This is a genomic window from Sinorhizobium meliloti, from assembly GCF_017876815.1.
Lineage (GTDB): Bacteria > Pseudomonadota > Alphaproteobacteria > Rhizobiales > Rhizobiaceae > Sinorhizobium > Sinorhizobium meliloti.
The window spans coordinates 868755-884742 of record NZ_JAGIOS010000001.1 but is presented as its reverse complement, the minus strand read 5'-3'; the positions used below and the strand labels follow the sequence as shown (position 1 = coordinate 884742).

At 64.3% G+C, this 15988-nt stretch carries 17 protein-coding genes; 7 read left to right on the top strand and 10 right to left on the bottom strand.

Translation table 11 applies throughout. The features are described from left to right. Window positions 1-34: 34 nt before the first annotated feature. Together JOH52_RS04255 and JOH52_RS04250 are read right to left on the bottom strand one after the other, a co-directional pair. Complete coding sequence (locus JOH52_RS04255; RefSeq protein WP_010968568.1) at window positions 35-1243, bottom strand: efflux RND transporter periplasmic adaptor subunit; 1209 nt, start codon at window positions 1241-1243, stop codon at window positions 35-37. Window positions 1244-1294: 51 nt separating this feature from the next. Then, the gene (locus JOH52_RS04250) at window positions 1295-2110 is read right to left on the bottom strand and encodes an alpha/beta hydrolase (protein ID WP_003527633.1); all 816 of its coding nucleotides are present in this window, start codon (window positions 2108-2110) and stop codon (window positions 1295-1297) included. A gap of 139 nt (window positions 2111-2249) precedes the next feature. Between JOH52_RS04250 and JOH52_RS04245 the strand changes: the two genes are divergently transcribed. Further along, window positions 2250-3158 (top strand): LysR family transcriptional regulator, encoded by a 909-nt coding sequence (locus tag JOH52_RS04245; protein WP_003527624.1) that lies wholly within the window; start codon window positions 2250-2252, stop codon window positions 3156-3158. A 10-nt stretch (window positions 3159-3168) separates the two neighbouring features. Here the strand turns inward: JOH52_RS04245 and JOH52_RS04240 are convergent, their stop codons facing one another. From JOH52_RS04240 to dapD, 4 genes are all read right to left on the bottom strand, one after another. Continuing rightward, a complete protein-coding gene (locus tag JOH52_RS04240; protein ID WP_197538217.1) occupies window positions 3169-3339 on the bottom strand; it encodes a winged helix-turn-helix transcriptional regulator in 171 nt (56 codons plus the stop codon). Between the two features lie 51 nt (window positions 3340-3390). Then, window positions 3391-5283 carry a DEAD/DEAH box helicase gene (locus JOH52_RS04235; protein WP_014528897.1) on the bottom strand — a complete coding sequence of 631 codons (1893 nt, stop codon included), beginning with the start codon at window positions 5281-5283 and terminating at the stop codon, window positions 3391-3393. 152 nt (window positions 5284-5435) lie between these two features. Next, window positions 5436-5822, bottom strand: a complete 387-nt coding sequence (locus tag JOH52_RS04230) for a DUF805 domain-containing protein (RefSeq protein WP_003527621.1) — start codon at window positions 5820-5822, stop codon at window positions 5436-5438. 2 nt (window positions 5823-5824) lie between these two features. Next, a complete protein-coding gene (dapD, locus tag JOH52_RS04225) occupies window positions 5825-6682 on the bottom strand; it encodes a 2,3,4,5-tetrahydropyridine-2,6-dicarboxylate N-succinyltransferase (protein ID WP_003527620.1) in 858 nt (285 codons plus the stop codon). Between the two features lie 294 nt (window positions 6683-6976). Between dapD and JOH52_RS04220 the strand changes: the two genes are divergently transcribed. Further along, a complete protein-coding gene (locus JOH52_RS04220) occupies window positions 6977-7876 on the top strand; it encodes an LOG family protein (protein ID WP_003527617.1) in 900 nt (299 codons plus the stop codon). 70 nt (window positions 7877-7946) lie between these two features. Here JOH52_RS04220 and JOH52_RS04215 read toward each other — a convergent pair whose 3' ends face one another. Beyond that, complete coding sequence (locus JOH52_RS04215) at window positions 7947-8723, bottom strand: pyrimidine 5'-nucleotidase (RefSeq protein WP_017265880.1); 777 nt, start codon at window positions 8721-8723, stop codon at window positions 7947-7949. A 34-nt stretch (window positions 8724-8757) separates the two neighbouring features. Here JOH52_RS04215 and JOH52_RS04210 point away from each other — a divergent pair, with 34 nt between their 5' ends. Genes JOH52_RS04210 through JOH52_RS04200 form a run of 3 tightly spaced genes read left to right on the top strand, consistent with a single transcriptional unit; the run spans window position 8758 to window position 11666 of the window. Then, window positions 8758-9672, top strand: coding sequence for a DMT family transporter (locus JOH52_RS04210; protein ID WP_017265881.1), 915 nt, complete (start codon window positions 8758-8760; stop codon window positions 9670-9672). 58 nt (window positions 9673-9730) lie between these two features. Beyond that, window positions 9731-10858 carry a bifunctional transcriptional activator/DNA repair enzyme AdaA gene (locus JOH52_RS04205; protein ID WP_013843861.1) on the top strand — a complete coding sequence of 376 codons (1128 nt, stop codon included), beginning with the start codon at window positions 9731-9733 and terminating at the stop codon, window positions 10856-10858. A gap of 37 nt (window positions 10859-10895) precedes the next feature. Then, window positions 10896-11666, top strand: coding sequence for an isocitrate lyase/PEP mutase family protein (locus JOH52_RS04200; RefSeq protein WP_003527613.1), 771 nt, complete (start codon window positions 10896-10898; stop codon window positions 11664-11666). 194 nt (window positions 11667-11860) lie between these two features. Here the strand turns inward: JOH52_RS04200 and argB are convergent, their stop codons facing one another. Next, window positions 11861-12748 carry an acetylglutamate kinase gene (argB, locus tag JOH52_RS04195; RefSeq protein WP_010968575.1) on the bottom strand — a complete coding sequence of 296 codons (888 nt, stop codon included), beginning with the start codon at window positions 12746-12748 and terminating at the stop codon, window positions 11861-11863. A gap of 289 nt (window positions 12749-13037) precedes the next feature. Between argB and JOH52_RS04190 the strand changes: the two genes are divergently transcribed. Together JOH52_RS04190 and msrB are read left to right on the top strand one after the other, a co-directional pair. Continuing rightward, a complete protein-coding gene (locus tag JOH52_RS04190; RefSeq protein ID WP_010968576.1) occupies window positions 13038-13751 on the top strand; it encodes an anti-sigma factor in 714 nt (237 codons plus the stop codon). A 107-nt stretch (window positions 13752-13858) separates the two neighbouring features. Further along, on the top strand, window positions 13859-14353 hold the full coding sequence (gene msrB / locus JOH52_RS04185) for a peptide-methionine (R)-S-oxide reductase MsrB (RefSeq protein WP_010968577.1): 495 nt from the start codon (window positions 13859-13861) through the stop codon (window positions 14351-14353). A 73-nt stretch (window positions 14354-14426) separates the two neighbouring features. Here the strand turns inward: msrB and JOH52_RS04180 are convergent, their stop codons facing one another. Next, window positions 14427-14966 (bottom strand): DUF1269 domain-containing protein, encoded by a 540-nt coding sequence (locus JOH52_RS04180; protein ID WP_010968578.1) that lies wholly within the window; start codon window positions 14964-14966, stop codon window positions 14427-14429. 128 nt (window positions 14967-15094) lie between these two features. Further along, on the bottom strand, window positions 15095-15748 hold the full coding sequence (gene yihA / locus JOH52_RS04175) for a ribosome biogenesis GTP-binding protein YihA/YsxC (RefSeq protein WP_003531582.1): 654 nt from the start codon (window positions 15746-15748) through the stop codon (window positions 15095-15097). Window positions 15749-15988: the final 240 nt, after the last annotated feature.

The following is a 15988-nucleotide window of genomic DNA, read 5'->3' as shown; positions in this document are numbered from 1 at the left end:
GCGCCCTGCTATGGTCCGTCAGGGCGCAGCTTGGCTATGGCTTGGCGATCGAAGCGGTCGCCTGCTCGGCCTGCGGGGCGACGACGACGCCGGGGCGTACGCGCTGCAGACCGTTGACGATGATGCTCTCGCCGGGCTTCAGCCCGTTTTCCACGATCCGGAGACCATCGGCGACGGGCCCGAGAGTGACCTGGCGGTACTCCACCTTGTTGTCCGCCCCGACGACCAGGACGAATTTCTTGTCCTGATCCGAACTGACCGCACGGTCGCTGATCACCAGCTTTTCCTCAGGCTGCGGATCGCCGATCCGAATGCGCACGAACTGACCCGGGATCAGGCGCCCATCGGCATTGGTGAGTTCCGCCCGCACGCGAATGGTGCCGGTTGCCGCGTCCACCTCGTTGTTGATGAGCTGGATATGGCCGGTGATCGGAGTCCCCTCGTCGGCGGAGGTGCCGATTTCGACGGGGATGCGTTCGATCGCATCGATGCTGCCGGCCGAGGCCGAGAGCTTTGCGAGCGCGGCGGCAACGACCTCCTCGCTGACGTTGAAACTCGCATAGATCGGGTCCACGGACACGAGCGTCGTCAGGACCGGCGAGGCGGTGCCGGCGGTAACGAGATTGCCCGCCGTCACGTTGAGCCTGCCGACGCGACCGCTGATCGGCGCGCGCACTTCGGTGTATTCCAGGTCGAGTTTGGCGGTGTGCAGCGCGGCCTTCGCCGAGCGGAGGTTCGCCCGCGCCTCGTCGTAGACGCTGAGCCTTTGATCGACTCCGCTCTGCGGGATAGCGCTGGTGGTCACCAGCTTGCGGCCGCGTTCGAGCTCGGTTCTGGCGAGCGCGACGCGCGCTTCGGCTGCGGCAACCTGCGCTTCGGCGCGCTCGACTGCCGCGGCGAAGGGCTCGGGATCGATGGTGACGAGCAGGTCGCCCTTTTCGACCAGCGCCCCTTCGCGGAAGTGGGCGCTCAGGATCGCGCCGCCGACGCGAGGACGGATCTCGACGCGCTCGATCGCTTCGAGACGGCCGGAGAAGCTCTCCCACGTGGTGATCCGGCGCGATTCGGCCTTGGCGACGGAGACCGGCACGGCCGGCGGCACCGCTGCGGCGGGCGCTTCGGTCGCGGCATCCGCCTGGAAGCGCTGAGGCAGTCCGAAGAAGACGGCCGCGCCGCCGCCGACGGACAAAAGAATGCTCAAGCCGGCGCCCCACAGGACCCGGCGGGTTACTGTCGATGTCATGTTTTCTCCTCGCCGGTTGGGAGCCCGGCTCTGTGCTTACTGTTTTATTTGTTACTCTTTGGCCGGCTTCGCTCCCGCCTGCTTGAAGAAGCGGGAGAAGATGCCGGATATGATTTCTTCATGCGATGGCCAGGTCTCCTGCGCCGCGCCGCCGACAGGCAGCCATGAGGCGCGCCCGGGCAGCACATGGGTTTCCACCGGAACGCCGGCCTTGCGGAGACGCTCGGCATAGGCTTCCGCCTCGTCGCGCATCGGGCACTCCTCGCTGGTGACGACGAGGGCCGGAACGAGACCGCCGAGACGGCTGCAATGGCCCGGCGCCGCATAGGGATGCGTGAGCCCGCTGCGCTCGCCGAGATATTGTTGCCAGCCTTCGGCGATGGATTGCACCGAACTCTGCGGACAGAACTTGCGAAACGAAGCCGTTGCCAGGCACGGGTCGAGCAGGGGCGACAGCAGGATCTGGCCTTTGAGGTCGGTCAGGAACTGATCGCGCGCCATCAGCGCCAGGCCGGCCGCAAGATTGCCGCCCGCCTCTTCGCCGGCGACGAACAGCATCGACTTCTTGTGCGCGAACTGCGGACAGCGGCTGCGCATGGATGAAAGCATCGCATAGGCGCAGTCGAGTGCCGCCGGAAACGGGTTCATGCACGCGGAAGGATATTCCGGCGAGATGACGACCGCGCCCGCGGCCGCCAAGGCATTGGCCACTTTTTCGCCCGCTGCGACCGAATCGCCGACGAAGCCGCCACCATGGAGATGCAGCACGATCGGCGGCGGCGCGAGCAGCGATGCGCCGCGGTAGACACGCGCGCGGCACGAGCCTTTGCTCGTCTGCATCGTCTCTTCCGTAAATTGCGCGTTCATCTCTCTTGTCTCCGCCACGGGTGAATCCCTAGATGAGGGACAACTCGCGATGGTTGCAGCATATCATTGTCTTTCGTCTGGAATAGTCCGCGGGTTGTGATTACACTATTCGGTATTTCGAACAATTCGGTTATTGAAAATGGACCAACTCACGGCCATGCGCGCCTTTCTTCGGGTTGTGGAGACCGGCAATTTTACCCGTGCCTCCGCCTCCCTCAACATGCCGAAGGCGACCGTCACCAATCTCATCCAGGGGCTGGAGGCGCATTTGCGCACGAAGCTGCTCAATCGTACCACGCGGCGCGTCCTGGTGACGCCGGACGGTGCGCTTTATTACGAGCGCGCCGCACGGCTGCTTTCCGACCTCGACGAACTGGACGGCAGCCTTTCGACGGCCCAGAGCCTGCCGAAGGGCCGACTGAGAGTCGAGACGGCAAGTGCCTTCGCCAATCTGGTAATCATTCCGGCGCTGCCCGAGTTCCACAAGAAGTACCCCGATATCCAGATCGATCTCGGGGTTTCCGACCGAACGATCGACTATCTCGCGGAGAACGTCGATTGCGCCATCCGCGCCGGTACCCTGACGGATCAGTCGCTGATCGCCCGGCGCATCACCGAGATGAAGTTCGTCGCCTGCGCTTCGCGGGATTTTCTCGAGCGACACCCGGTGCCGCAGCACCCTTCCGATCTGGAGAAGAATTGCTATGTGGTCGGCTATTTCCTGCCGAAGACCGGTCAGCAGATGCCGTTCCATTTCCGGCGCGGCAACGAGGAGATCGAGGTGAGTGGACGCTATACGGTGGCTGCGAACGAATCGACCACCTATCTTGCCGCCGCCCGAGCGGGACTGGGCGTCATCCAGGCGCCGCTCTTCATGGTGCGCGAGGACCTTCGCAACGGGACGATGGTTCCGGTTCTGCCCGACTGGCAGGTCGAGCCGATGCCGATCTATCTCGTCTATCCGCCGAACCGTCACTTGAGCAGCCGTTTGCGCGTTTTCGCCGATTGGGTCGTGAAGGTCATGGCGCAGTCGCAGAACGGCGAGTGACGACCCGTTCTCACCTGTTCGTCTGCGCGTCATAGCGTTCGCGCGCGGCGTCGAGCGTGCCGAAATGGGTCTCCGCCCAGCGGTCGAGCACGACCAGCGCTTCACTCAGCGAGCGGCCCACCTCGCTCAAGCGATATTCGACATGCGGCGGCACGGTCCTGGAGACTTGATCTGCGGGGATTCACCTCAAGTTTTCCCGCCGCGATGCCGATCGCAGGCGGGAAATGCCATCTCAAGGCTGGCGCTTCTTGGCGTTGTTGCGCTTGGCACCGGGCTTGAAGTCGCCGGTTTTCTGCGCTTCGGGCTTGCCCTTCTTCTTGCTCCAGGGCTTGTCGCCCCGGCTGTCCGAATGCGCATCCTGCGCGACGGGAGGCTGCTTGTCGAACTTGCGCTTCGGCTCGAAGTCCTTGTGCTCGCGCTCCGCTGCGGTCGCCGGCGGCCGCTTCTTCTCGAAGTCCGGCTTGTCCTGCCGCGGCCTGGAGCTGTCCGGGGCACCCGGAAGGGTTTTGACGCGAATGCCCTTTTCCAGCATCCGGTTCGGGCCGATCGCGGCAAGAAGGCGTTCTGCGCCGTCGGCCGTCATCTCGACATAGGTTTCCTCGGGCTGCATGCGGATCTCGCCGATATCGCGCTTGCTCAGCTTGCCGTAACGGCAAAGCATCGGGATCAGCCAGCGGGGCTCGGCATTCTGCTTGCGCCCGACGGAGAGGGAAAACCACTGGCCGTCGGCGAAGTCCGCGCGCGGAGCCGGCTCGCTGTCACCCGTGAAAGCCGGGCCGTCGCGACGGGGTTTCCTGCGATCGTCGTAGACGGCGACATCCACGAGTTCCTCCGGAGCGGAACGGTTCGAGCGGAATTGCCGGACGAAGGCCGCGGCGATCTTTTCCGCCCCGTAGCGGCTGATCAGCGTCTCGACGATCGCCTGTTCATCCTCGCGCGGAGCTTCGGCAAGGGCCGGATCGGCGGCGATGCGCTCGTCGTCGCGACGTGCCACCTCGTCGGCCAACGGGGGCTTTGCCCAGGCGGCGGTAATCCGTGCGTTTTCAAGCAGCCGCTCGGCCTTGCGGCGGGCGTTCACGGGCACGATCAGTGCGCTCACGCCTTTCTGGCCGGCGCGGCCCGTCCGGCCGCTGCGATGCAGCAGCGTGTCGGAGTTGGTCGGCAGGTCGGCATGGATCACGAGCTCGAGGCCCGGAAGGTCGATCCCGCGCGCCGCAACGTCGGTCGCGATGCACACGCGGGCGCGGCCGTCGCGCATGGCCTGCAGTGCGTGGGTGCGTTCGTTCTGGCTGAGCTCGCCTGAGAGCGCCACGACGGAGAAGCCGCGATTGTTGAAGCGGGCGGTCAGATGATTGACCGCGGCGCGCGTCGAGCAGAAGACGATCGCGTTCCTCGCTTCGTAAAAGCGCAGCACGTTGATGATGGCATTCTCACGGTCGCTCGGCGCCACGAGCAGCGAGCGGTACTCGATGTCGCCGTGCTGCTTCTGCTCGGAGGTGACGCCGATGCGGACTGCGTCGCGCTGGTAACTCTTGGCGAGCGTCGCGATCGAGCGCGGTACGGTGGCGGAGAACATCAGCGTGCGGCGATCCGCCGGCGACGCCTCGAGAATGAACTCCAGATCCTCGCGGAAGCCGAGGTCCAGCATCTCGTCGGCCTCATCGAGCACGACGGCCTTCAGTCCCGATATATCGAGCGATCCACGGCGGATATGGTCGCAAAGCCGTCCCGGCGTCCCGACGACGATATGGGCGCCGCGTTCCAGCGTGCGCCGTTCGCTGCGCATGTCCATGCCGCCGACGCAGGAGGCGATGGTGGCCCCCGCCATCTCGTAGAGCCAGTCGAGCTCACGCATGACCTGCAGCGCCAATTCGCGCGTCGGCGCGATGACGAGTGCAAGCGGTGCGCCGGCCTGCGCGAATTTCCTTGCCGAACCGATGAGCGTCGGCGCCAGTGCCAAGCCGAAGGCCACGGTCTTGCCCGAGCCGGTCTGGGCGGAGACCAGCGCGTCGGCGGTGCCGAGCGACGGATCCAGCATGGCCTGCTGAACCGGCGTCAGCGTCTCGTAACCGCGTTTTGCCAACGCCTCGGCGATCGCCGGCGCGATCCCTGCGAATTCTGTCATGTCTCTTCTTTCGGATTTCGGTTGTCGTCGGCGGAAGAGCGGACCTCGGTGCAGGTCGTCATCAGGCGTCGATTGCCGCGGCCAACGTGGTCGCGGCCCTATTCAGTTGCCGCGCTACATACTTGGTGAGCGTTGAAATGTACAGGGCGGAATCAATCTCCGGCCGGCGCATCGCGGCGGCTGCCATATTCGTTTGCCCTGTTTGCGCCCGGCCAGAGGCAGAGACCGATGAAAACGATCGGGCTCAGAACCGGGATGAAGAGGCAGAGCGCCAGCGGGCCGGGATAGCCGATATCATGCAGGCGCTTGATCGCCAGCATGGCGATGGAGAGCGTCGAAAGCACGCCGGAGACGATCAGAGCCAGCGTCCAGAGCGCGAGCGCCGCGTCATCCACCTCGTTCTTCATCATCTGCACCAGAAAAATGGAGCCGACGGCGAACCAGAAGAGCCAGGCGAGGAGAAAGGGCAGGCGGCCGATACGGCCGGAGGGGCTGAAGAACAGCCACATCATGCTCGGCTGCCGCCCCTCCTTGGCCATCGTCAGTCCCGGAGCAGTTCGTTGATGCCGGTCTTGGAGCGGGTCTTCTCGTCGACCCGCTTGACGATCACGGCGCAATAGAGGTTCGGCGCCGGCTGGCCATTGGCCATGGTGGAGCCGGAAGCCATGGAGCCGGCGACGACGACGGAGTAGGGCGGCACTTCGCCATACATCACCTCGCCCGTCGCGCGGTCGACGATCTTCGTCGACTTGCCGATGAAGACACCCATGCCGAGCACCGAACCCTCGCGGACGATGCAGCCTTCGACCACCTCCGAGCGGGCGCCGATGAAGCAATTGTCCTCGATGATGGTCGGGCCGGCCTGCATCGGCTCCAACACGCCGCCAATGCCGACGCCGCCGGAAAGATGCACGTTCTTGCCGATCTGCGCGCAGGAGCCGACGGTCGCCCAGGTGTCGACCATCGTCCCCTCGCCGACATAGGCGCCGAGATTGACGAAGGAGGGCATCAGCACCGCATTCGGTGCGATATAGGCGGAGCGGCGGACCACGCAGTTCGGAACGGCGCGGAACCCGGCCTTCTCGAACTCGTTGACGCTCCAGCCGTCGAATTTGGAGGCAACCTTGTCCCACCAGACGGCTTCGCCCGGTCCGCCTCTGACGAGTTCCATCGGATTGAGGCGGAAGGAGAGGAGCACCGCCTTCTTGAGCCACTGGTTGACCGTCCAGGTGCCGTCCTCACTGCGTTCAGCGACGCGTACCTTGCCGCTGTCGAGCAGGTTCAGCGCCGTTTCCACGGCGTCGCGAACCGCGCCGCGGGTGCCGGTGTTGACGGCGTCGCGCCCTTCGAAAGCGGTCTCGATCGTCTGCGACAGGGAGGCGAGGTCGTGGTTCGTCATCGGAAATCCTTCGAGTTCGGCGTTGTGCTGCAAGCTCTACTGCATAATTCCCCGAATCGGAACCGGCTTCACGGATTATGCAGCGATTCAAGATGTCGCGCGGCTTCACCGAAACCTGGCGCCCATGGAGCATGATCCTCAAAAAGTTGAAGGCCTTTTCGGTTCGCGCTCCTCAACGGGACTTGGCAAGTCTCAACTAATCCGGCAGTAGGGACGCCTCTATGGCCGAGAAAGATCCGAAGGGACGCGTCCGGACGAGGTCTCCGGTGTTCGAAACGCGACGGGAAACGAAACATGGCACGCATGAAGAAGCGGACTCTGCGCCGCAAGGATGGGGTTTGGGATCCGCTGGCAGACAGCTCCCAGAGCAGGCAACGCGCATCGAGCGTGCCTTTGACGCCGCAATCGGCTTCGCCCACCTATCGTCTCGCCTATATCGACGACGATTTCCTGTGCCGTGAGGAACTGAGGCCCGTCCGCCTGCAGCTCGAGCTCCTGAAGACCGAGATGATGCTCGAGGAGCGCGGCATCAACTCCACCGTGGTGATGTTCGGCGGAGCGCGCATTCCGGAGCCGGGCGGCGAGGCCTGGGCCGCCAAGAACGACATCCAGCGCAAGAATCTCGAGGCTGCCTCGATCTATTATGACGAGGCGCGCAAGTTCGCGCGATTGTGCTCGGAGCAGTCGGCAAAGCTCGGTTACAAGGAATATGTGGTCGTCACGGGCGGCGGCCCCGGCGTCATGGAGGCGGGCAATCGCGGCGCAGCCGACGTCGGCGCACCTTCGATCGGCCTGAACATCGTGCTTCCGCACGAGCAGGCGCCGAACCAGTTCGTGACGCCGGACCTGTCCTTCAATTTCCACTATTTCGCCATCCGCAAGATGCACTTCCTGCTGCGTGCCAAGGCGGTCACTGTCTTCCCGGGCGGCTTCGGCACGCTCGACGAACTGTTCGAAACCATGACGCTGATGCAGACCGGCCGGCTTGCTCTGGTGCCGCTCATCCTCTTCGGCGAGAAATTCTGGCGCAGCATCATCAATTTCGAGGCACTGGCCGAGTTCGGAACCATCGCGCCGGACGACGTCGACCTGTTGCATTTCGTGGAGACGGCCGAAGAGGCATGGGAAATCATCGCCGGGTTTTACGAGAAGGTCGACCCCCGGTCGGTCCCGATGGCGTCCGGACGGCGGTAGTTCACAAAAAAAGCCCCTCCCGAACCCCTCCCCCTGTAGGGCCTGTGGGGAGGGGCCTTTGACTTTTGGGCTAAACAATCACACTGCGCAGGAAACCCGCCAGGTCTTCCGTGACGTAGTCGATCTGATCGTCCGCGTCGCTCGACGTTTCCCAGGCCTCGGCGAACTCGTATTCGAGATTGCGCGGCACGAGCAGCACCGTCTTCATGCCGAGCGCCTTAGGGACGACCAGGTTGCGCGGCAGATCCTCGAACATCACCGCATTCGCCGTGTCGATGCGGTGAAGGCCCATGAACTTGTCGTAGGTGTCGCCGGCGGGCTTCGGTATGAAGCCGGCGGCGACGATGTCGAAGATGTCGTTGAAATGCTCGAGAATGCCGAGCGCCCGCGCGGTCATCTCCGCATGGGCGACGCTGCCGTTGGTGAAGATGAACTTGCGTCCGGGCAGCGCCTTGATCGCCTCGCCGAGCGCCGGATCGGCCGGCACCACGCTATAGTCGATGGCGTGGGCTCTTTCGAGGAAATCATTGGGATCGATGCCGTGATGAAGCATCAGGCCCTGAAGCGTGGTGCCGTGGTCGCGGTAGTATTCCTTCTGCAGCTTCTTCGCCTCCGCAGGCTCCAGCGACAGGAGTTCGGCAACATAGGCCGTCATGTTGCGGTCGATCTGTGAGAACAGATTGACGTGATGCGGATAGAGCGTGTTGTCGAGGTCGAAGACCCAGTCGGTGACATGGGCGAATTCGGCGTGGGTCGGCATGCGGTCGAGCTTCTTCATGGGCGGGTTTATGACACGGCCGGCCTTGCGAAGCAAAACGGTTTGTTCACCTGCGACCCGATTGGCCATGGATTGTTTTCGGCCTGCGTGTTAGCGGGCAAATATGGAAAGCTGGGTTCTCATCACCGTCGCCGCGGCCTTCCTTCAGAATGTCCGCTCCGCCATGCAGAAGCACCTGAAGGGCGTCATGGGCACCACCGGCGCGACTTTCGTCCGCTTCGGCTTCGGGCTGCCTTTCGCGCTCCTCTACCTCGTCCTGCTCTGGCGCGTCGGCGGGCATCAGCTGCCGGTGCCGAACGGCACTTTCTATCTCTGGGCGGTGGTCGGCGGATTGGCGCAGATCGCTGCGACCTTCCTGCTCGTCCATCTCTTCTCCTTCCGCAACTTCGCGGTGGGCACCGCCTATTCCCGCACCGAGCCCGCCCAGGCGGCGCTCTTCGGACTGATCTTCCTCGGCGAAAAGGCAAGCCAGGGAGCGCTGGTTGCGATCGCCATTTCGGTGGTCGGCGTCATGCTGATCTCCGTCGCCCGAACGACGCTCAGCGCGCGGTCGCTGCTGACATCGATCTTCGGTCGCACGGCGGGAATCGGGCTGCTCTCCGGTACCTTCTTCGGTCTCTCGGCGGTGTCCTACCGCTCGGCCTCGCTGGCGCTGGAGCCGAGTCTGCCTCAGCCGGACTATGTGATCCAGGCGAGCTTCACGCTCGGCTTCGTCATCCTGCTTCAGACGATCGTTATGCTTCTCTGGATCGTCGCGCGTGAACGCGCCGAGCTGAAACGCATAGGTGCTGCCTGGAAGCCCGCTTTCGTCGTGGGCTTTGTCGGCGCCTCGGCCTCCTTCGGCTGGTTCGCGGCGATGACGCTGCAGCAGGCGGCGATCGTCAAGGTGGTCGCTCAGGTGGAGATGCTGTTCACCTTCGCCTCCTCCTTCTTCATCTTCCGGGAGTGGATCAACCGGCTCGAACTGGTCGGCTGCCTGCTTATCGTGCTCGGCGTGGTCATGCTGCTCGTCATGTGAGGGATCGGCGAACAGCACGAATAGATGCCCGAAATTCGGCGGACGGCGCGTGTGGCTGATGCTACAAAGCAATATGCTTTTCGATCTGCCTGATGACGATATCCTTTACGATGCGCTGCTGGCCCGCAGTTCCGATTATGAGGGCCAGGCCTTCGTCTGCGTCAAGAGCACCGGCATCTTCTGCCGGCTCTCATGTCCCGCCCGCAAGCCGAAGCGGGAGAACACTTTGTTCTTCGACAGTATTTCCGCCTGCGTCAATTCCGGCTTCCGGCCGTGCCAACGTTGCCGCCCGCTGGAAGGTGCATCCGGGAAAGATCCGCTCGTCAAGGAGCTTATCGAGCTGCTCGACCGCCGGCCGGAACATCGCTGGACGGAGGGCGATCTCGTGCGGCGCGGCTTCGATCCGTCGACCGTGCGGCGCGCCTTCAAGCGATCCCTCGGCGTCACGTTTCTCGATCTCGCCCGCCAGCGGCGAATGGGCGAAGCCGCGCGGCAGCTCTCCGGCGGCGCCAGTGTCATCGAGGCGCAGATCGACGCGGGCTATGAATCTCCGAGCGGTTTTCGCGCCGCCTTCGGGCGGCTGATCGGACAGGCTCCTGCTAAATCGCAAGGGCGCGTGCTGCTCTTTGCCGACTGGATAGAGACGCCGCTAGGCCCCATGGTGGCGGTGGCCGACCAGACGCATCTTCATCTCATCGAGTTCCACGACCGCAAGGCCCTCCCGGCCGAAGTGGAAAATCTCAAGCGAAAGACGCACTCTGCGGTGGTGCCCGGCAGAACGCCGCCCATCGATCAGGTGGAGCGCGAGCTCAACGACTATTTCGCCGGGCGCTCGGCCGATTTTCGGACACCGCTCGCCCTCGACGGCAGTGCCTTCGAGCGCCAGGTATGGGCAGAACTCGTTGCGATACCCGTGGGCGAGACACGCTCCTACAGCGACATCGCGCGGAAGGTCGCAACCCCGCAGGCGGTGCGTGCCGTGGCCAGGGCCAACGGCTCCAACTGCCTCGCAATCGTCGTGCCATGCCACCGCTGCATCGGCGCTGACGGATCGTTGACGGGCTATGGGGGCGGGCTCCGGCGCAAGCAATGGCTGCTTCGCCACGAGGGCAGAATGCGCCCTGTCGGGCTTTTCAGAGAGTGGGACGGGGAGAAGCCTGTGCAGGCCGCCGCTCCAACGATGTAACGGGATCGATCAACCTGACGGACTGGGAGAAGATACGATGAGCCAGGAAGAAAGAGCGCTTGCCTTCGGGGCACTGCACCGGAAAGGCGATCCGGTGGTTCTGTACAACATCTGGGATGCAGGCAGCGCCCAGTGCGTGGCCGAGGCCGGCGCCAAGGCGCTCGCCACCGGGAGTTGGTCGGTCGCGGCGGCACATGGATATGGGGACGGGCAGAAACTGCCGCTGCCTCTGCTGCTCGAGACCGTGCGCGAGATCGTCGCGGCTACGGACCTGCCGCTCTCGGTGGACTTCGAAGGCGCCTATTCGGAGGACCCGGCCCAGGCCGCGGCCAATGTCGCGCAAGTGATCGATGCCGGCGGGATCGGCATCAATTTCGAGGACCAGATGGTTGGCAGAGGCGGCGTCCATCCGATCGACAAGCAGGCGGCCCGCATCCGCGCGATCCGAGAGATGGCGGAGCGACAGGGCATTGCACTGTTCATCAACGCCCGCACCGACCTCTTCCTGCAGGAGAGCGACGCGGCGCGCCACGCGGCCCTGATGGAGGATGCGATCGCCCGCGCCGAGGCCTATGCGGATGCGGGCGCGAGCGGCTTCTTCGCACCGGGCCTCGCCGATCGAGACCTGATCGCCAGGCTCTGCGCGGCATCTCCCTTGCCGGTCAACGTAATGATGAAGCCGGGGGCGCCGGACATCGCCACGCTTGCGGCCGCCGGCGTCGGGCGGGTGAGCTACGGGCCGTTCCCATACCGGGAGATGATCGCCCGGCTGCGCGGCGAGGCGGAGAAGGTTTATAGGGCGAGTTAAGAGATTCGCCCCTCATCCCGCTGCCGCGACCTTCTCCCCGTCATGACGGGGAGAAGGGACTCGTGGCGCCGCCTAGCCGCACTATCGAGAGGCGTCTTGCAGGGCACGTCCCCTCTCCCCGTCAGAACGGGGAGAGGGTTAGTCCTCGGGTTAAACCCGAGGAGAGGGGCAAATCACGGCAAACAAGGAGCGCCTCACGGCACGATCAGCGTGCCTGCGCCGTGCTCGGTGAAGATTTCGAGCAGCACCGAATGTGCCGTTTTGCCGTTGAGGATGACGACGCCCTGGACGCCCGCCTTGATCGCCTCGATGCAGGTCTCCACCTTCGGGATCATGCCGCCCGAAATGGTGCCGTCGGCGATCAGCGCCCGCGCCTCGGCGACGGAGAGCTGCTTGATGAGTTCGCCCTTCTTGTTGAGGACGCCCGGAACGTCGGTGAGGAAGAGCAGGCGCGTCGCATTGAGCGCGCCGGCGATGGCGCCGGCGAAGGTGTCCGCGTTGATGTTGTAGGTGTGGCCGTCCCGTCCCGGCGCCACAGGCGCGATCACCGGTATCATCTCGGAGCGGGCGAGCAGATCGAGAAGGGTGCGGTCGACTTCGACCACATCGCCGACGAAGCCGAGGTCGAGCACGCGCTCGATGTTGGAATCCGGGTCGCGGATGGTCTTCTTCGCCTTTTCCGCAAAGACCATGTTGCCGTCCTTGCCGCAAAGGCCGATCGCCCATTCGCCCGTCTGATTTATGAGCGCGACGATCTCCTTGTTGATCGACCCGGCAAGCACCATTTCGACGATCTCGACGGTCTTTTCGTCGGTGACGCGGAGCCCGCCCTCGAATTTGGACTCGATGCCCATCCGGTTGAGCATTGCGCCGATCTGAGGGCCGCCGCCGTGAACGACGATCGGGTTGACGCCGGACTGCTTCAGAAGCGCGATGTCGCTGGCAAAGGCGCGCCCGAGTTCGGCATTGCCCATGGCGTGACCGCCGTATTTGACGACGATCGTCTTATGCTCGTAGCGCTGCATGTAGGGCAGGGCCTGGGCGAGCAGGCGGGCCTGAATTTCACTTTCTGATGCGGACATGGCGGATCCTCGAAAAATACCGGCTGCTGTTTAGCGCAACTCTCTGGCGGATGGAATGATCCGGACGCAACATAAAGCCATTGTGACGGCGGTCGCTCGGCTGTGCCGAAGTGCTTGCGGCGTGCGCGGCATGGCCGACAAGCCGATTGACGGCGCTGGCGATTTGACTGATCCTGCATTGATCCGGAAAGGACCGCCGCAGTCCCGAGGGCAGGCGCATCGAAGCTTGCCTGGAAGAGATCGAAGGGAATCGTGCCGGCCCTCTGAAGCTGAGAGAGTGCAGGGAGCCATGACGACGCAGAAGCCCGAAAGCGGAGATTCCCGCCGCGACGAGGTGATCGCGGGAGAGTACGTGCTCGGCGCGCTGTCTGCCGATGACCGCCGCAAGGCCGAGGCGCGCATGGCAACGGACCGCAACTTCGCCGCCATGGTCATCCGCTGGCAGAACAATCTCGCGGCCTTCGGCGACGAATATGAGTCGGCCGCGCCGCGCCGCAGGTTTCGCTCCTCCGAGCGCGCGGTCTTCGAAGCGGGCCGGGGCGCAGACGACCCCCGCGGTGTCTGGGGCTCGCTTCCCCTCTGGCGCAGCGCAGCCCTCGTATCGCTTTCGGCGGTCGTCGTGATGGCAGGCGCGCTGGCAGGACTTTTCAGCGATCGCCGAGGCGGTACGCCACTCGTTGTGAGCCTCGAAGCGCATGGCAGCGCCATCAACCTCGTCACGCACTTCGAACCGGCCACAGGGCGCCTGAGACTGTCGCCGGCCGCCGCCGGACAGATGGAGGAGAAATCGCTCGAACTCTGGCTGATCAATGGTGACGATCCGCCGGTCTCGCTCGGCGTGCTGCCGCCGTCCGGCGAGGGGGAAATCGTGCTTGAGCCGGGAATGCGAAGCCAGATTGCCACGGGCTCCAGGCTCTCCGTCAGTGTCGAGCCCAAGGGTGGCTCGGCGACCGGCTCGCCCACCGGTGCGGTCATCGCGCAAGGCACGGCGCGCGCCTTCTAAGTCTGGTTCCACGGCGGCCACTCAGTCACGCCGGTTTGATCGACCTTGTTTTGGCAGGAGTGCCGCGGCCGCATAAGTTACGACATCAGGCCCCGATGGAGGTTCCGATGATCAGCCGGCGCGACTTGCTGATGGCGGGCGCGGCCCTGGCCGCGGTGGTCGCCCTGCGCGGTCTGGTATGGCCCGTACGCGCCGTCGCCGGCGAAGCTTTTGAAATCACCAGGACCGACGCGGAGTGGCGGGCGCTGCTCGGCGAGGATCGCTATCGCGTTTTGCGCGAGGAGGGCACGGAGCCGCCGTTCAGCAGCGCGCTCGACAACGAAAAGCGAAATGGCGTCTTTCACTGCGCGGGATGCGAGTTGCCCGTCTATTCCTCTGACGCGAAATACGACAGCGGTACCGGCTGGCCGAGCTTCTGGCAGGCGCTTCCCGGCGCGATCGGCACGCGCGAGGACGACACCCTGTTCGTGACGAGGACCGAATGCCACTGCCGCCGCTGTGGCGGTCATCTCGGCCACATCTTCGACGACGGCCCGCCGCCGACCGGCAAGCGGCACTGCATCAACGGGCTCGCCCTGTCATTCGTACCGGAGACGGCCTGAGCGTGGCTGTCTTCTCGCCGGCTCCGGCGAGAAGATCGTTGTGCGATGAGGGCCGATCGCCTTCAGCAACCGATCAGAATGTCCCCGCCTGCGGCGACGGCGTCTGCGCCTCGGAAATGGCTGCCTGAAGCTTCTGTTCCTGCTCCGGGGAGAGCGACGTCTTCAGCACGCGGCCGCGCAGGCCGGAGAATTCGGCCAGCACCTTTTCCGGCTGCACCTTGCGCACCAGGACGAAGAGCGCCGAGGAATTGTTCGGGATGGTGTTGCCGAGCGACTTGATGAAGTCGTCGTCGATGCCGTAATCGACGAGCGATCCGGAAAGCGCACCCGCACCGGCGCCGATAGCGCCGCCGAGGGCGAAACCCGCGAGCGGATTAAGGAAGAGCAGCCCGACGAGCCCGCCCCAGAGGGAGCCGGAAAGAAGGCCGGACGTGGCGCCGACGGTGGTCAGATTCATGCTCTGCTTCAGATGCACCTTGCCGTCGGCGTCGCGCACGACGACGACCGCATCTTCCAGATCGATCAGATATTCCTTCCTCAGGCTGTTGAGCTTCAAGAGGACCTTGTCGGCCTCATCCGTCGAATCGAATCCCACGACAATCAAATCGGACATGTCTCTCTCCTGATCCTTCGGGCAGACAATCTGCCGCCGCGAAGCAGAGATAGAGCGCTTTTCATGTCAGGGTAGTGACGGAGGCCGAAGACGAGGGGGCTCGCCCTTCAGCGGCGCCGTTTCGCGCCTCAGCGCGTCACGGCGAGCTCGATCGCCGCGCGGAGGTCCTCGATGCCTTCGCCCTTTTCCGACGATGTCGATAGCACTTCCGGAAAGGCCGCCGGCCGCTTCTTGATCTTTTCGAGCGTTTCCGCGACGAGGCGCGGTACGCCGGCCGCCTTGATCTTGTCCGTCTTGGTCAGCACGATCTGGTAGGAAACCGCAGCCTTGTCGAGGAGTGCCAGCACGTCTTCGTCGTTCTTCTTGATGCCGTGGCGCGCGTCGATCAGCACATAGACGCGCTTCAGCGTCGAGCGGCCGCGCAGATAGTCGAAGACCAGCTTCGTCCAGGCGTCGACCTGTTCCTTGGGAGCCTGTGCGTAGCCGTAGCCCGGCATGTCGACGAGCGCCATCGGCGGCAGGTCGCCGGCCTCGCCGGAATAGCCGTCCGGCACGAAATAGTTGAGTTCCTGGGTGCGGCCGGGCGTGTTCGAGGTGCGCGCCAGGCCTTTATGGCCCACGAGTGCGTTGATCAGCGACGACTTGCCCACGTTGGAGCGGCCGGCAAAGGCGATCTCCGTCGGTCCCTCAGGTGGCAGGAACTTCATCGACGGCACGCCGCGGATGAATATCCACGGCCGGCCGAAGACGCTTGCGGCATTCTGCTTGTTCGTCGCGGACATGTTCTGGCGTTTCCTCTTTGCCTCGTCGGCATCAGGCTTTTGGGGTGGCTTGTCAAGCTTTAGAGCGTCTGCCGGTACCGGCGGCGGATCCCTACAGCGCCGCGCGTCTTATCAGACGCGCAAAGGTCGCTGTAGCGCTTTGATCTGCTGCATGTTTTTGTCCTTTAATCGGATAGGATTAAAGGAAACATGCAGTAGGACCCAAAAGAAAAGCCCCGGAACGCGTCGCTCCGAGGCTTC

Excerpts from the sequence above, each read along its gene's own strand:
- JOH52_RS04255 (WP_010968568.1), bottom strand. The coding sequence starts at position 1,243 with ATGACATCGACAGTAACCCGCCGGGTCCTGTGGGGCGCCGGCTTGAGC.
- JOH52_RS04250 (WP_003527633.1), bottom strand. The coding sequence starts at position 2,110 with ATGAACGCGCAATTTACGGAAGAGACGATGCAGACGAGCAAAGGCTCG.
- JOH52_RS04245 (WP_003527624.1), top strand. The coding sequence starts at position 2,250 with ATGGACCAACTCACGGCCATGCGCGCCTTTCTTCGGGTTGTGGAGACC.
- JOH52_RS04235 (WP_014528897.1), bottom strand. The coding sequence starts at position 5,283 with ATGACAGAATTCGCAGGGATCGCGCCGGCGATCGCCGAGGCGTTGGCA.
- JOH52_RS04230 (WP_003527621.1), bottom strand. The coding sequence starts at position 5,822 with ATGGCCAAGGAGGGGCGGCAGCCGAGCATGATGTGGCTGTTCTTCAGC.
- dapD (WP_003527620.1), bottom strand. The coding sequence starts at position 6,682 with ATGACGAACCACGACCTCGCCTCCCTGTCGCAGACGATCGAGACCGCT.
- JOH52_RS04220 (WP_003527617.1), top strand. The coding sequence starts at position 6,977 with ATGGCACGCATGAAGAAGCGGACTCTGCGCCGCAAGGATGGGGTTTGG.
- JOH52_RS04215 (WP_017265880.1), bottom strand. The coding sequence starts at position 8,723 with ATGGCCAATCGGGTCGCAGGTGAACAAACCGTTTTGCTTCGCAAGGCC.
- JOH52_RS04210 (WP_017265881.1), top strand. The coding sequence starts at position 8,758 with ATGGAAAGCTGGGTTCTCATCACCGTCGCCGCGGCCTTCCTTCAGAAT.
- JOH52_RS04205 (WP_013843861.1), top strand. The coding sequence starts at position 9,731 with ATGCTACAAAGCAATATGCTTTTCGATCTGCCTGATGACGATATCCTT.
- JOH52_RS04200 (WP_003527613.1), top strand. The coding sequence starts at position 10,896 with ATGAGCCAGGAAGAAAGAGCGCTTGCCTTCGGGGCACTGCACCGGAAA.
- argB (WP_010968575.1), bottom strand. The coding sequence starts at position 12,748 with ATGTCCGCATCAGAAAGTGAAATTCAGGCCCGCCTGCTCGCCCAGGCC.
- JOH52_RS04190 (WP_010968576.1), top strand. The coding sequence starts at position 13,038 with ATGACGACGCAGAAGCCCGAAAGCGGAGATTCCCGCCGCGACGAGGTG.
- msrB (WP_010968577.1), top strand. The coding sequence starts at position 13,859 with ATGATCAGCCGGCGCGACTTGCTGATGGCGGGCGCGGCCCTGGCCGCG.
- JOH52_RS04180 (WP_010968578.1), bottom strand. The coding sequence starts at position 14,966 with ATGTCCGATTTGATTGTCGTGGGATTCGATTCGACGGATGAGGCCGAC.
- yihA (WP_003531582.1), bottom strand. The coding sequence starts at position 15,748 with ATGTCCGCGACGAACAAGCAGAATGCCGCAAGCGTCTTCGGCCGGCCG.